Source organism: Bacteroides sp. K03 (assembly GCF_019734355.1).
GTDB classification, from domain to species: domain Bacteria; phylum Bacteroidota; class Bacteroidia; order Bacteroidales; family Bacteroidaceae; genus Bacteroides; species Bacteroides nordii.
Genome location: NZ_JAASHC010000051.1, coordinates 1 through 14,944, shown reverse-complemented (window position 1 = coordinate 14,944; position 14,944 = coordinate 1). Strand labels below are relative to the sequence as shown.

General features: G+C 39.8%; 12 protein-coding genes. 9 read left to right on the top strand and 3 right to left on the bottom strand.

Annotated elements, in window-relative coordinates:
- Positions 1 to 445 precede the first annotated feature (445 nt).
- From HCG69_RS20445 to HCG69_RS20435, 3 genes are all read left to right on the top strand, one after another.
- Positions 446 to 2,635 carry a glutamine synthetase III gene (locus tag HCG69_RS20445; protein ID WP_002559557.1) on the top strand — a complete coding sequence of 730 codons (2,190 nt, stop codon included), beginning with the start codon at positions 446 to 448 and terminating at the stop codon, positions 2,633 to 2,635.
- Positions 2,636 to 2,809: 174 nt separating this feature from the next.
- A complete protein-coding gene (locus HCG69_RS20440) occupies positions 2,810 to 3,511 on the top strand; it encodes a Crp/Fnr family transcriptional regulator (RefSeq protein WP_002559556.1) in 702 nt (233 codons plus the stop codon).
- A 43-nt stretch (positions 3,512 to 3,554) separates the two neighbouring features.
- The gene (locus tag HCG69_RS20435; protein ID WP_122200936.1) at positions 3,555 to 5,990 is read left to right on the top strand and encodes a beta-N-acetylhexosaminidase; all 2,436 of its coding nucleotides are present in this window, start codon (positions 3,555 to 3,557) and stop codon (positions 5,988 to 5,990) included.
- Between the two features lie 230 nt (positions 5,991 to 6,220).
- On the opposite strand, the gene trxB is transcribed toward HCG69_RS20435, so the two are convergent.
- The 3 genes from trxB to HCG69_RS20420 all read right to left on the bottom strand — a co-directional run bounded on the left by trxB (position 6,221) and on the right by HCG69_RS20420 (position 10,433).
- The gene (gene trxB, locus HCG69_RS20430) at positions 6,221 to 7,168 is read right to left on the bottom strand and encodes a thioredoxin-disulfide reductase (protein WP_002559554.1); all 948 of its coding nucleotides are present in this window, start codon (positions 7,166 to 7,168) and stop codon (positions 6,221 to 6,223) included.
- Between the two features lie 108 nt (positions 7,169 to 7,276).
- A complete protein-coding gene (locus HCG69_RS20425; protein WP_002559553.1) occupies positions 7,277 to 7,921 on the bottom strand; it encodes a LolA-like putative outer membrane lipoprotein chaperone in 645 nt (214 codons plus the stop codon).
- 19 nt (positions 7,922 to 7,940) lie between these two features.
- Positions 7,941 to 10,433 carry a DNA translocase FtsK gene (locus HCG69_RS20420; RefSeq protein ID WP_007484350.1) on the bottom strand — a complete coding sequence of 831 codons (2,493 nt, stop codon included), beginning with the start codon at positions 10,431 to 10,433 and terminating at the stop codon, positions 7,941 to 7,943.
- Between the two features lie 167 nt (positions 10,434 to 10,600).
- Here HCG69_RS20420 and HCG69_RS20415 point away from each other — a divergent pair, with 167 nt between their 5' ends.
- From HCG69_RS20415 to HCG69_RS20390, 6 genes are all read left to right on the top strand, one after another.
- Positions 10,601 to 11,260: a DUF5063 domain-containing protein gene (locus HCG69_RS20415; protein ID WP_002559551.1), complete on the top strand. Its 660-nt coding sequence runs from the start codon at positions 10,601 to 10,603 to the stop codon at positions 11,258 to 11,260.
- 12 nt (positions 11,261 to 11,272) lie between these two features.
- Positions 11,273 to 11,920, top strand: a complete 648-nt coding sequence (locus tag HCG69_RS20410; RefSeq protein ID WP_007484347.1) for a 3'-5' exonuclease — start codon at positions 11,273 to 11,275, stop codon at positions 11,918 to 11,920.
- Positions 11,921 to 11,964: 44 nt separating this feature from the next.
- Positions 11,965 to 13,143 (top strand): class I SAM-dependent rRNA methyltransferase, encoded by a 1,179-nt coding sequence (locus HCG69_RS20405; RefSeq protein WP_002559549.1) that lies wholly within the window; start codon positions 11,965 to 11,967, stop codon positions 13,141 to 13,143.
- A 566-nt stretch (positions 13,144 to 13,709) separates the two neighbouring features.
- The gene (locus HCG69_RS20400) at positions 13,710 to 13,982 is read left to right on the top strand and encodes a JAB-like toxin 1 domain-containing protein (protein WP_221651546.1); all 273 of its coding nucleotides are present in this window, start codon (positions 13,710 to 13,712) and stop codon (positions 13,980 to 13,982) included.
- Positions 13,972 to 14,478: a hypothetical protein gene (locus HCG69_RS20395; RefSeq protein WP_221651545.1), complete on the top strand. Its 507-nt coding sequence runs from the start codon at positions 13,972 to 13,974 to the stop codon at positions 14,476 to 14,478. The genes HCG69_RS20400 and HCG69_RS20395 overlap by 11 nt, the downstream gene beginning before the upstream one ends.
- Positions 14,479 to 14,565: 87 nt before the next feature.
- On the top strand, positions 14,566 to 14,832 hold the full coding sequence (locus HCG69_RS20390; RefSeq protein WP_221651544.1) for a hypothetical protein: 267 nt from the start codon (positions 14,566 to 14,568) through the stop codon (positions 14,830 to 14,832).
- Positions 14,833 to 14,944: the final 112 nt, after the last annotated feature.

The window sequence follows — 14,944 nt, the reverse complement described above, 5'->3', positions numbered from 1 at the left end:
AGACAATATTAAGAAATTTATTCTTATTAACGTTCATAAAGAACTATGTTTTCCATGGCAAAGATAATGGTAGAGGATCGACCCGTTTCTCGTAGACAAAAAAACGTTCAATTTAACAAACTGATATACAACTAGTTACAAAACACACACATTGTATTACTTTTTCATTTTCTAAAACTCTATTTTTCATTCATCTTCTACCCGTTTTATATTTATAATTTATTACAAACACCATATTCTATTAATATGAAAGTTATAGAATAATGAATCAATTTAAAAAGATACAATGCGCGATAACAATAGATATACCTAAAAACAGTCTCTTCAGACAGGGGGCTTTCTGAGAAAAATAGAACTATTTTCGAAATTACCCCCTAAAAAATAGGGGTACATTCAGAAAAAACATATAATTTTGCGCCCAACAACTGATAAAAGAGACACTATTATGTCAAAAATGAGATTTTTAGCTTTACAGGAACTTTCCAGCAGATGTCCTTTGGAAATCACTCCTCCTTCCAACAAATTGTCCGATTATTATGGTTCCCACGTATTCGACCGTAAGAAGATGCAGGAATATCTTCCTAAAGAAGCCTACAAAGCTGTAATGGATGCTATTGAGAAAGGTACTCCCATCAATCGTGAAATGGCTGACCTTATCGCTAATGGTATGAAAAGTTGGGCAAAATCACTGAATGTGACTCACTACACCCATTGGTTTCAGCCACTGACTGATGGCACAGCCGAAAAACATGACGGCTTCATCGAATTCAGCGAAGATGGCGGAGTCATAGAACGTTTTTCAGGCAAGCTACTCATTCAACAAGAACCTGACGCCTCTTCTTTTCCTAACGGAGGAATACGTAATACGTTTGAGGCGCGCGGATATACAGCCTGGGACGTTTCTTCTCCGGCTTTTGTAGTAGATACTACTCTCTGTATTCCCACTATTTTCATTTCATATACAGGTGAAGCATTAGATTATAAAACTCCACTACTCAAAGCACTCGCAGCAGTAGATAAAGCTGCAACAGAAGTATGCCAGTTATTCGACAAAAATATAACCCGTGTATTTACTAATTTAGGTTGGGAACAGGAATACTTCCTTGTTGACTCCTCTTTATATAATGCCCGTCCCGACTTATGCCTGACAGGACGAACCTTAATGGGCCATTCATCAGCTAAAGACCAGCAATTGGAAGATCATTATTTTGGCTCTATCCCCCCCCGTGTTACTGCTTTCATGAAAGAGTTGGAGATAGAATGCCACAAGCTGGGTATACCTGCCAAAACCCGACACAATGAAGTTGCCCCAAACCAGTTTGAGCTTGCTCCCATCTTTGAGAATGCCAATCTGGCCAATGACCACAATCAATTGGTCATGGATCTGATGAAGCGCATTGCCCGTAAACATCACTTTGCAGTATTACTGCATGAGAAACCGTATAGTGGTGTCAATGGCTCAGGCAAACATAACAACTGGTCACTCTGTACAGATACCGGTATCAATCTTTTTGCCCCGGGCAAGAATCCGAAAGGTAATATGCTTTTCCTTACCTTCCTGGTCAACGTATTAATGATGGTTTACAAAAATCAGGACTTGCTGCGTGCCTCTATTATGAGTGCCGGTAACAGTCACCGATTGGGAGCCAATGAAGCCCCACCCGCCATATTATCCATCTTCTTAGGTAGACAACTCTCCTCTACATTAGACGAAATCGTGCGCCAGGTAGGGAGTAGCAAAATGACACCGGAAGAAAAAACAACGCTTAAACTCGGTATCGGACGTATCCCCGAAATTTTACTGGATACTACTGACAGAAACCGTACATCTCCATTTGCTTTCACCGGAAACCGCTTTGAGTTCCGTGCTGCCGGATCATCTTCCAACTGTGCTGCTGCCATGATTGCTATCAATGCAGCTATGGCTAACCAGCTTAACGAATTTCGTGCTTCCGTTGAAAAGTTAATGGAAGAAGGTATCGGTAAAGACGAAGCTATTTTCCGCCTGCTAAAAGAAACAATCATTGCTTCAGAACCCATCCGTTTTGAAGGTGACGGTTATTCGGAAGAATGGAAACAAGAAGCCGCCCGCCGCGGATTAACCAATATCTGTCACGTTCCGGAAGCATTGATGCACTACGTAGACAACCAATCTAAATCCGTATTGATAGGCGAACGCATTTTTAACGAAACAGAACTTGCCTGCCGTCTTGAAGTGGAATTAGAAAAATACACGATGAAAGTACAAATAGAAAGTCGTGTATTAGGAGATCTCGCTATAAATCATATTGTACCCATCGCAGTAAGTTACCAGAATCGTTTGTTGGAAAACTTATTAGGAATGAAAGAAATATTCTCTCCCGAAGAGTACGAAGTAATGAGTGCCGACCGGAAAGAACTGATCAAAGAAATCTCCCGCCGGGTTACTGCGATCAAAGTTTTAGTCAGAGATATGACTGAAGCCCGTAAAGTAGCCAATCACAAAGAAAACTTTCAAGAAAAGGCCTTCGCTTATGAAGAAACCGTACGCCCCTATCTGGAAAGTATCCGTGATCACATCGACCATCTGGAAATGGAAATCGATGACGAAATATGGCCATTGCCTAAATACAGGGAATTGCTGTTCACGAAATAAATAATAATGTGTTAATTCGCCAATATGCTAATAAACTGCACTATCATACTAAAGAGCAATTGGCATATTGGCAAATTGACATATTATTATATTAGCACATTATTTTTATCTTTTATTCTTTTTCTCATTTTTTCTTTCTACATTTGTGCTTTATAACACAGTTTTGCAGCACTCATGGTAAAGATAAACTTGTCAGACATAGATATCTCGGATAAATTATCCGATATGTGGGCTCCCTTGAACAATGAACAAAGAGAGTTCCTGGCGAACAATTTTACTCTACAAAATTACAAAAAGAACGAAGTCATCTACTGTGAAGGTGAAACACCTACACATTTAATGTGCCTCCTCAGTGGAAAAGTAAAAATATTTAAAGAAGGAGTTGGAGGCCGTAGCCAGATCATCCGTATGATCAAACCCACCGAATATTTTGCATACCGTGCTTTCTTTGCCAAAGAAGATTTTGTTACAGCTGCAGCAGCTTTCGAACCGTCCCTTATCGGACTGATACCTATGAGCGCTATTATGACTTTGGTAACCCAAAATAATGACCTTGCCATGTTCTTCATTCGCCAATTGTCCATTGATCTTGGCATTGCAGATGAACGAACTGTCAACCTGACTCAAAAACATATCCGCGGACGATTGGCGGAGTCTCTCATATTCCTTAAAGAAAGCTATGGACTTGAAGAAGATGGTTCTACCCTAAGTATCTATCTGTCTCGCGAAGACTTGGCTAATCTTTCTAATATGACCACTTCTAATGCCATCCGTACGTTATCAAACTTTGCAACCGAGCGCCTTATCACCATTGACGGAAGAAAAATAAAAATAATAGATGAAGAAAAGCTGAAGAAGATCAGCAAAATCGGATAATTTTTTTTATCACAATTATATAACTTAACACACATTTCGTATCATGAAAAAAGGAATTTCCTTCTTTCTTTTGTCTCTATTGTTCATCGCCCCCGGATGTAAAGATTCAAAAGAAACAGTGAATGAGTACAATCTCGTTCCGTTGCCTAACCAAATGACGCCCCAACAAGGACGTTTTGAGTTAAACAAAAAAGTCAAAGTTATTACAGCCGGTTGTACACCGGAGGTACAAAACATTGCAGACAGTCTCATCGGGCGTTTGGCAACAACCTCCGGATTGTCGTTAGAACGAATAGACAAGGAGCATGCCGGCAATCCTTCCATCACTTTTATAACCCAAGAAGGCATGCCTCAGGAAGGATACAAATTATCCGTTACCCCAACTAACATTACAATTACCGCATCACAACCCAACGGTTTCTTCTACGGTGTACAAACACTCTACCAACTTCTGCCTCCGGCTGTATATGGAAAAGAACGCAACAAACGCGCTGACTGGTCAATACCTGCTGTAGAAATAGAAGACGCTCCCCGTTTCGCATATCGTGGAATGATGCTTGACGTTTGTCGTAACTTCTCTCCTATAGAATATGTATATAAGTTCATTGATATGCTTGCCATGCACAAAATGAACACCTTTCATTGGCACCTGACAGACGACCAGGGATGGAGAATTGAAATCAAAAAATTCCCCAAGCTGATGGAAATCGGTTCCAAACGGAAAGAGACACTTATAGATTATTACTTCACCAACTATCCGCAAATATTTGATGGAAAAGAAGTTGAAGGTTACTATACTCAGGAACAAATTAAAGACGTAGTGGCTTATGCCGCCAGCAAATACATTACGGTTATTCCTGAAATTGAGATGCCGGGACATGCCATTGCCGCCATTGCCTCTTATCCTGAGCTTTCGTGCACACCCGACACCACTTACGATGTAACCGGGACATGGGGAATATTTGACCAGGTATACTGTCCGAAAGAAGAAACCTTCAAATTTCTGGAAGGAGTCCTTGACGAAGTCATTGAACTATTTCCGAGTGCATACATACATGTAGGAGGTGATGAATGCCCCAAGACTGCATGGAAAAACTGTGCGCACTGCCAGGGACTTATCAAAAAGCTGGGATTGAAAGATGATACAACTCCTAATCCAGCAGATGGCAAACTACATACAAAAGAAGAAAAGCTGCAAAGCTATTTCGTCACTCGTATGGAAAAATACATAAACAGCAAAGGACGTAATATCATTGGTTGGGATGAGATTCTCGAAGGAGGATTGGCACCTAATGCCACTGTCATGTCATGGAGAGGGGTAGACGGAGGTATGAATGCCGCCAAACTGGGACACAATGCCATCATGACCCCGAGTCCTTATATGTATGTGGATTATTATCAGGAAGACCCGGAAACAGCACCAGTTACTATCGGCGGATATGTCACACTGAAAATGACTTATACTTACAACCCAGTAGCAGATGATGCCGATGAACTGGTAAAGAAGCATATTATTGGCGTACAGGGAAATGCCTGGACAGAATATATGCAAAATAATGATCGTCGCGATTATCAGATATTCCCCAAAGCAGTAGCTATTTCAGAAACAGGATGGACGCTGGACCAGAATAAAGACTGGAAAAATTTCTGTAAGCGTATGGCAGAAGAGTTTGAACGCCTGGACATGCTGAACGTCAAAGCGTGCCGTAACTTTTTTGATGTAAATGTCAATACACACGTAGATAACGATACATTAAACGTGATATTGGAATGTTATTACCCGGATGCTGAAATCCGATACACCACAGACGGAAGTGAACCGAATATTAAATCAACGCTTTACACAGCCCCTTTCGCACTTCAAGGAAATATAAACCTGAAAGCTGCTGCATTCAAAAATGGTAAAATGCTGGGTAAAATCCGCCACAAGCCTCTTTATGGTAATCTGATTAGCGGAAAAAGCTTCGTAGTGAACCCTGCTTTAGGATGGATGAAGGGAGATATTTTCGGAGAAAACGATTTATTCGGTGCAGACAAAACCACCTTCGGACTAACAAATGGCAAGCGTGGAAATAACGCATCTTATACTCCATGGACAAATTTCTCCATGAATGAAAAACGTAAAGAAGTAGAATTCATTGTACAACTCGATAAACCGACTCAAATCAGTCAGGTAGTATTTGGTTCATTATTTAACCCGGCCTATCGCATTTTACCGGCAGGTGCTGCTACGGTAGAAATCTCAGCCGATGGTAAAGAATACCGGCAAGTTGCAGAAGAGACATTTACCCGTCAATTTCCGGATAAAGGAAGAAAAGCGTATACTGATTCTATCTCTTTCGATCCTGTTGAAGCCACTTATGTAAAAGTAAAAATCCAAAATGGAGGTACCTTACGTAACGGTATTGATTGCAGAAAAGATACTCCGGAAGACATCATACAGGCAAATCTGTATCTTGACGAAATAGAGATTTATTAAGAAGAAAAGCAACATAACCAACTGATAATCAGAAGTTATAAGAATGTACACTTTTGTATGACAGGAATGTACATTCTTATATAACAAGAATGTACACCTTTACCATACAAGAATGTACATTTTTACATTGTGGGAAAACTTACATTCATTTTTTGACTCTGGTTATCAATAAAAAACGGATTGCACTGTAACAGTACAATCCGCTTTTTTTATATATGATGGATTTATTATTAAAGTCCTTTTTCAGACAAATAACGCTCTGCCTCAATAGCGGCTTTACAACCACTTCCTGCAGCAGTAATTGCCTGACGGTAATGCGGATCGGCAACATCACCGGCAGCAAAAACCCCCGGTACCTTTGTACGGGGAGTATCCCCCTCCGTAATGATATAGCCTACTTCATCCGTTTCAAGATAGGGTTTGAAGATATCAGAATTCGGCTTATGACCGATAGCCAGGAAAAATCCATCTATAGACAATGTATAACGTTCTTCATCCGGTTCACCCCAACGCTTTACAAGGCTTACACCTTCTACCCCATTCTCACCGAACAGGCCAACAGCATTATGTTCAAATAACACCTCTATCTTATCATGGTTCAACACACGCTCCTGCATGATTTTTGATGCACGCAGATAAGGTTTACGAACAATAAGGTATACTTTTGAAGCCAATCCGGCAAGGTAAACAGCTTCTTCACAAGCCGTATCACCCCCACCAACAACAGCCACCACTTTCTTACGATAAAAGAACCCGTCGCAAGTAGCACAAGCGCTTACACCCATTCCGGCATATTTCTTTTCATCTTCCAGACCCAGATATTTTGCCGTAGCACCGGTTGCTATAATCAATGTTTCCGCCTCAATCTCCTTCTCTCCGTCAATGGTAATTTTATAGGGTGCTTTGCTCAAATCCGAAGCAGTAGCAATACCGAAACGGATATCTGCACCGAAGCGTTCGGCTTGCGTGCGCAAATCTTCCATCAGTTGCGGACCACTGATACCTTGCGGATATCCGGGAAAGTTCTCCACATCTGTGGTGGTTGTCAACTGTCCACCAGGTTGTATTCCTTCATAAAGCACGGGGGATAAGTTTGCACGCCCCGCATATATCGCTGCCGTATACCCGGCAGGACCTGAACCAATAATCAGGCATCTTACTTTTTCTGTTTCCACCATTCTATTTTATTATTTATTCCCTATGGTCATGACTATTATTTTATCTTCATCACATAGGTACGTTTACGATTTACTTATTTACTATTTACGATTAAAAAAATCTACTGTTTATCTTAAATCTATGATTTCGGCAGTAGGGTATTGTTGTTTATTAAAGACAAAAACAGAGTCGGACAGTTTCAAGCCTGTTTGATATCTGGTAATGGTTATCTCACTCCGGCTACCATCACGTTGTTCCACTTTTATATAAACAGGCTGATAGGTACTTTTTACTACATAAAGTACGATACGGGACAAGTCCTGTTTTTTATCTGTTGCAGTGAGGATCACCTCATACACCTGTTTCCCATGAAAATCTGCCACTTTCCCTAATTCATAATCAAACCCTTTCTTATAAAGATAGAGCAATGCATACGGATTCAAGCCCTGTAATTCTGCTTCAGTAGGAGTACTAATATTTACCTCATCATTTTGAGTAAGATAACTCCACTGCGTTTTTCCGTCAAACCATGAAACCGTCTCAGCCGTTTTCAGAAAAAACTTCTCTCCTTTCAGCTCAATGGTTCCGGTAGCCGTTCCTACAGAATGCCCTTTATTAAAAGCCTGTACACTAAAATCAGCTTTTACTCCACCTGCTTTTTCAAAAGCGGCAGCCGTTTTATCAAGCACAAGTTTTGCCTGTGCTTGTTTTTGGGCAAGTACAGGCAAAGTAGTAAGTAAAGCTATCAAAATGTTAAAAATGTACTTCTTCATTTGTCTTATTAACGCTTGTTTATTGTAAATTGTTCAATCTCATTTCGAGGTCATTTTCATCCATACACAAAACGTCGCGTGCCTTACTTCCCTGGGTTGGGCCAACGATTCCGGCTTTTTCCAATTGGTCCATAATACGCCCTGCACGATTATATCCAATAGAGAATTTACGCTGAATCAGAGAAGTAGAACCCTGCTGGTGAATAACGATCAACCGGGCTGCTTCTTCAAACAGCGGATCAAGACGCCCCATATCCACATCTCCCAGGTCACTACCTCCATCTTCACTCACATATTCGGGCAAGAAAAAGGCAGTCGGATATCCTTGCTGTTTTGCAATAAACTTAGTGATCTCCTCCACCTCCGGCGTATCAATAAATGCACACTGTACGCGCACCGGATCTGCTCCCTGTAAGAAAAGCATATCTCCGCGTCCTATCAGCTGATTGGCTCCCGGACGGTCAAGAATTGTACGCGAATCCATCATTGCCGAAACGCGGAAAGCAACACGCGCCGGGAAGTTCGCCTTGATCGTACCTGTAATAATGTTTGTTGTAGGACGCTGTGTGGCAATAATCATATGGATACCTACCGCACGCGCCAGCTGGGCAATACGGGCAATAGGTAATTCTATCTCTTTTCCGGCAGTCATTATCAAATCACCAAACTCATCAATAACTACCACAATATAAGGCATAAACTTATGTCCCTTTTCAGGGTTCAGACGGCGATTGACAAATTTCTCGTTATACTCCTTTATATTGCGTACATGCGCCATCTTCAACAAATCATAACGGGTATCCATCTCCACACAGACAGAATTAAGTGTCTGCACAACCTTCGTCACATCCGTAATAATGGCATCACCTCCATCGGGCAACTTGGCAAGGAAATGATGCTCAATAACCGAATAAATACTAAACTCTACTTTCTTCGGATCGACAAGTACAAACTTCAGTTCTGCCGGATGTTTCTTATACAATAAAGAAGTAATGATTGCATTCAGTCCCACGGATTTACCTTGTCCGGTAGCACCTGCTACCAATACGTGCGGCATTTTACAAAGGTCTACCATAAACACCTCATTCGTGATTGTCTTACCAAATGCAATCGGCAAATCATAGGTAGACTCCTGAAATTTCTTACTACCGATAATACTTTGTCCCGAAACAATTTTAGGGTTAGAGTTCGGTACTTCAATACCGATTGTTCCTTTTCCGGGAATCGGGGCAATAATACGAATTCCCAATGCCGAAAGGCTCAATGCAATATCATCTTCCAATCCACGGATCTTTGAAATACGTACTCCCTGTTCAGGAGTTATTTCATAAAGAGTTACGGTAGGTCCTACAGTTGCCTTGATCGTACTGATCTCGATGCCAAAGCTCCTCAATGTATTGATAATCTTATCCTTATTCGCATTCTGTTCCTCCATATTAATGGTAGGCTCATTGTTCTCAAAATGCCTCATCAGCTCAATGCCAGGAAAACGATAATTTTCAAGATCAAGTTTCGGATTATAAGGTTCAGTTTCTTTTCCCAGATAATCGTCATCGGCGTCAGCAGCGGCCTCAACTTCAAAAGCAGGTTCTTTATCAGTCAATTCATTCACAACAGGAACCGGGTCGGGGGTAGTCTGTTCAAAAGTCATTGTCACTTCCTCCTCCTCTTTCGATGAATTCTCATTGATTTCTGACGGCATAACAAACTCCGGCTCTTTCATTTCAGGCTCCGTTTTAACCTCTTTAGGAGCTGGTTTCTGTTGGAAAGTCCGATCCATAGAAAACTCTACTTCGTGAGGTTTCGGATTGGCAAATTCAGGCTTTACCTGTTCTGCTGCAGGACTTTCTTCCTGCTCTTCTCTTCCCTCTTTACGACTACGTTTCAAGAAGCTAAGGCTAAAAAGTTTACGTAACCATATGACTGTACGGGCACTGATATAAATAAGGAAACAAATCGCCGTCACAAGCAAAATCATCCAAACACCAGGTTGTCCCACCTGTGAAGTCAGCCAATTGGCTACATTATATCCGTGACGTCCTCCCAAATAAATGAATGAGTCCTGATAGCTATCCATAAAGGCAAAGCCAAAGAATACAGAAAACCATACAAGCAGCAATGCACATCCAATAAACCATTTCCACAAACGCACAATCCGCACGCGCATCAGTTTTAATCCTGCCACAGCCAGGAAGATAAGAATAAAGAATGACGAAATCCCGAAGCAATCATTTATAAGATAACTGGCCAATTGTGCTCCCCGCGAACCGGCATAGTTCTTCACATGATTGTTCACGGTTGACAGATCATGTGGATTTCCGCTATCAATAATACTCTGATCTGCTGCTCCCGTAAAAAAGAAGGAAGAGAAAGCCAACAATAAATAAACGGAAAATATCACCAACACCAAACCAAGAACAAAGTGGATGGTTTCATTTTTGAGAAATGCTATGAACTTATTAGTAGAAGGCACCTTTGGTTCTGCCTCTTTATCTGATTTCTTTTTTGCCATATTGCGTCTTTTATACCTTATATAATACTAAAGCGCAAAAGTAGTAAAAAAACAATTTTCTTCCTAACTGTTGCCTTTAAAGTTATTACCCATCAAAAAGAATCTCTTACTAATCCTCTCACTCTTTCAATCCTTTTTCTTACCTTTGCGTTTCAATTCAAGCAGATATGAAAAAAGAAAGTCTGGTAATATTTGATAAAAATGTAATAGAATTCGTTACGGTAGCCGCAGAATTCTGTGCTTTTCTCGAACGTTCCGAGAACATGAAGCGTAAGACATTTGTTGATACAACACTAAAAATACTCCCTCTGCTTTATCTCAAAGCATCCATGCTTCCTAAGTGTGAAGTGATAGGTGATGAAGCACCCGAAACTTATGTTACGGAGGAAATGTACGAAGTGTTGCGTATTAACCTGGCTGACATCATGGCCGAAAAGGATGATTATCTTGAAGTTTTCCTACCGGACATGGCCTACAGTGATCAGCCCATTAAGAAAAATATATCGGAAGACCTTGCTGATATTTATCAGGACATCCGGGACTTTATATTTGTATTCCAGCTCGGACTGAACGAAACGATGAACGACTCCCTTGCCATCTGCCAGGAAAACTTTGGACTTCTATGGGGACAAAAACTGGTAAATACTTTGCGGGCACTCCATGATGTGAAGTATAACCAGGAGCCAGAGGAGGAAGAAGAAGTTGAAGAAGGTGAGTATGAACCTGGGAATGATGATTGCCACTGCGATGATGAAGATTGCCATTGTGGAGAGGATGACGATTGTCATTGTCACGACCATGGCTGTCATTGCCATGACAACGAATAAGAGAAGAAGAAAATGATCATAAAAAGAACAATAAGTAAGGAAGAAATAAAAGAATTGCCTAAAGCCGTTTTTGAAGGACCGATACACGTGATTCAAAGCGAGAAAGAAGCAGACAAGGCAGTGGCATATCTACAAGCCCAGTCCGTATTGGGCATTGATAGTGAGACCCGTCCGTCTTTCACTAAAGGACAATCTCATAAAGTTGCACTATTACAAATATCCTCCAACGAATGCTGTTTCCTATTCCGCCTGAACATGACGGGGCTTACTCCGTCACTGATTGGATTGCTGGAAAATCCGGAAGTAATAAAAGTTGGTTTGTCACTGCGTGATGACTTTATGATGCTGCATAAACGTGCACCATTCACCCAACAGGGTTGTGTGGAATTACAGGATTATGTACGTCCTTTCGGCATATTGGACAAAAGTCTGCAAAAAATATACGGCATCTTATTTAAAGAAAAAATATCAAAATCACAACGTCTTTCCAATTGGGAAGCGGATGTATTAACAGATGCCCAAAAACAATATGCGGCAACAGATGCCTGGGCATGCCTTCACATCTATAATTTATTGGAAGAGCTGAAGCATACCGGCAACTTTGAAATAGAAGAAACTCCCGTAGCTATAGAAGACGAACAGGGAACCCGCCCTCTCTAAAATTGTAAATCGTAAAATTGTAAATTGTAAATCCCTATATTTTCATGTACAAAGTATATCTCAAACCCGGTAAAGAAGAATCACTAAAACGTTTTCATCCCTGGATATTTTCAGGCGCTATCGCCCGTTTCGACGGTGAACCGGAAGAGGGTGAAGTTGTGGAAGTATATACCTCCAAGAAAGAATTCATTGCCGAAGGACACTTCCAGATAGGTAGTATTGCCATACGTGTACTCTCCTTCAAACAAGAACCTATCAATCACGATTTCTGGAAACGCAAACTGGAGATAGCTTATGACATGCGCCGTAGTATCGGTATCGCCACCAATCCCACCAACGACACCTATCGTCTGGTACATGGTGAGGGTGACAATCTGCCTGGCCTGGTCATTGATATATATGCTAAAACAGCTGTCATGCAGGCACATTCTGCCGGTATGCACGTTGACCGCATGGCTATCGCCGAAGCTTTGTCTGAGGTTATGGAAGGTAAAATAGAAAACATCTATTATAAATCGGAAACTACCCTCCCTTTCAAAGCCGATCTTTTCCCGGAAAATGGATTCCTGAAAGGAGGAAGCAGTGATAACATAGCCCGTGAATATGGACTAAAATTCCATGTAGACTGGCTAAAAGGACAAAAAACAGGTTTTTTTGTGGACCAACGCGAGAACCGTGCTCTGCTGGAACGTTATTCAAAAGATCGTTCTGTGCTGAATATGTTCTGTTACACAGGGGGATTCTCTTTCTATGCGATGCGCGGTGGTGCCAAACAAGTTCATTCGGTAGACAGTTCTGCTAAAGCAATAGATCTCACCAACAAGAATGTAGAATTAAATTTCCCCGGAGATCCACGTCATGAAGCTTACGCAGAAGATGCTTTCAAATACCTCGACCGCATGGGCGATCAGTATGATCTGATAATCCTCGATCCTCCTGCTTTTGCCAAACATAAAGATGCATTGCGCAATGCTCTGCAAGGATACCGTAAACTGAACGCCAAAGCTTTTGAGAAAATCAAACCGGGTGGTATCTTATTTACGTTCTCCTGTTCGCAGGTAGTAACAAAAGATAATTTCCGTACGGCTGTATTTACTGCCGCTGCTACATCAGGGCGTAGCGTACGTATTCTACATCAATTAACCCAACCTGCAGATCATCCGGTAAACATCTACCATCCGGAAGGGGAATATCTCAAAGGATTAGTTTTGTATGTAGAATAATCTACCATGTAGCATAATTAAGGAATCATCAAAGCTAAACAATGTTAATAAATAGCAGTTTTATAGCAAATCATTATGTTTTATAACATAAATCCCTTTATCTTTGCACTGTGTTTTTCATGGTATTAGATTTAAGGTTAATAAAGATTGGCTGTCTGGGATAGATAGCCTTCTTTTTTTATATACCATACACAAAAAACTAACGATCAAATATCAAGTAATTTTGGTCCAAACAAGTTTCTGATATTAATCCAAAAGAATAACTTTTCTTACATAAGTGGATATGTAGTTCAAAATAGACCTACACGTGATACATTATACAACGAATTTCTTTTAACAGTCATATCTATCGGCCTTAATTGGTTAAGAAACATCAAAGTGGATTTTCCGCGCAAACAAAAAGTAATTATAGTCAAAATATATGATACAATAATGATTGTTTCTTAAATATTTTTTATATTTTTGTTATGAACATATATTTTGTATTGGAATAATATGGCAAGGTTTATTTGTGACAAGTATAATTTAGAGGATCAATAGACTTGAAAATAGACAGGGAAAATGGAATGAATAATTTATATTCCGGACAACTATACTCCGGATATACAGTTAGAGAATTGAATCATAGTCATCCTGGCAATACAACATATCCATCTGGTTCTTTTGTTCATTCCGGAGCAGGAATAGGTACATGGGGAGATGTTGCTTTTTCTCGTTCAATAACTAATCATCGTCAAGCAGGCGGATTAAGCAGGCCAGTATTTAATATTTATCTACCTGGCAAGAAATCATATATCAAATTTGGACCTAATTCAATAAGGAGTCAATATGGACGTTAAAAAAAAGATTTTGTTATTTTTACTCATTGGAGGTGTAACCGTAATTCAAGCACAAAAAAACGAAAGGTTTACCCCTCCCGATATGACACAAAAAACTCATACATTCGCATTACCTGAATTGCAAATTGACAGTACTTTTATTACTAATTTAAATGCTGTAATATTTGAAAAAGAAGGGTGTGGAGTAGAGAAAAATAGCAAGTGGAAAAATTTTTTCATACTTTTTGAGGCAATAGACAGTACGAGTTATTCTATCTGTTTAAGTCTTGAGGATATACCATCAGAAAAATCTATAGTTTTTTTTAAGCATAATGATTTTTATTACTGGTTACATGGAGAAATACCTCCTAATATTATATTAAAAACTAAAACAAAAAAAAGATTTTCTTACAAAGAACCTATTCCTGCTTTCTATGATCCCCCTTTTTGGACTTTAATATATCATACCCAAACTGGAAATATTGAGTTCAAAGGTAATGATTGTGATTGCTATTAACAAACACGGCACACATTATTAAAAATGGGTATAGAATAAGTAATACATATACAGGAGAAGAAGCAGATATAACAAAGTACTCATATTATGAATGAACTTACAAACATAATAAATGATATTTTAACAAAGTGGGACCCTATTGGAGTTGGAGAAGAAATGGCTATGGATGAATATAAGGAATATATCCCTATGATTATCCATTATGCTCAAGACCGTCAAAAGCTAATAAATCATCTGGGAAAAATGCTTGTTGATTATATGGGTTTAAGTTACGACCAATACAATCAAAAACATTTTGAAGAGGTGCAAAATATTTGTGATAAATTGATAGAAATATGTCAAAATCAAAAGTAGTATTCATTCCAATACAAGTAGAAAAAGGGATACAACATATCTTCTATGTTGTATTCCTAATAATTGAATACTTTTTTATTTGTTATTAACTTTATAAATCAATTAGTTATCT

Coding starts and splice junctions, on each gene's coding strand:
- HCG69_RS20445 (WP_002559557.1), top strand. CDS start 446: ATGTCAAAAATGAGATTTTTAGCTTTACAGGAACTTTCCAGCAGATGT.
- HCG69_RS20440 (WP_002559556.1), top strand. CDS start 2,810: ATGGTAAAGATAAACTTGTCAGACATAGATATCTCGGATAAATTATCC.
- HCG69_RS20435 (WP_122200936.1), top strand. CDS start 3,555: ATGAAAAAAGGAATTTCCTTCTTTCTTTTGTCTCTATTGTTCATCGCC.
- trxB (WP_002559554.1), bottom strand. CDS start 7,168: ATGGTGGAAACAGAAAAAGTAAGATGCCTGATTATTGGTTCAGGTCCT.
- HCG69_RS20425 (WP_002559553.1), bottom strand. CDS start 7,921: ATGAAGAAGTACATTTTTAACATTTTGATAGCTTTACTTACTACTTTG.
- HCG69_RS20420 (WP_007484350.1), bottom strand. CDS start 10,433: ATGGCAAAAAAGAAATCAGATAAAGAGGCAGAACCAAAGGTGCCTTCT.
- HCG69_RS20415 (WP_002559551.1), top strand. CDS start 10,601: ATGAAAAAAGAAAGTCTGGTAATATTTGATAAAAATGTAATAGAATTC.
- HCG69_RS20410 (WP_007484347.1), top strand. CDS start 11,273: ATGATCATAAAAAGAACAATAAGTAAGGAAGAAATAAAAGAATTGCCT.
- HCG69_RS20405 (WP_002559549.1), top strand. CDS start 11,965: ATGTACAAAGTATATCTCAAACCCGGTAAAGAAGAATCACTAAAACGT.
- HCG69_RS20400 (WP_221651546.1), top strand. CDS start 13,710: ATGAATAATTTATATTCCGGACAACTATACTCCGGATATACAGTTAGA.
- HCG69_RS20395 (WP_221651545.1), top strand. CDS start 13,972: ATGGACGTTAAAAAAAAGATTTTGTTATTTTTACTCATTGGAGGTGTA.
- HCG69_RS20390 (WP_221651544.1), top strand. CDS start 14,566: ATGAATGAACTTACAAACATAATAAATGATATTTTAACAAAGTGGGAC.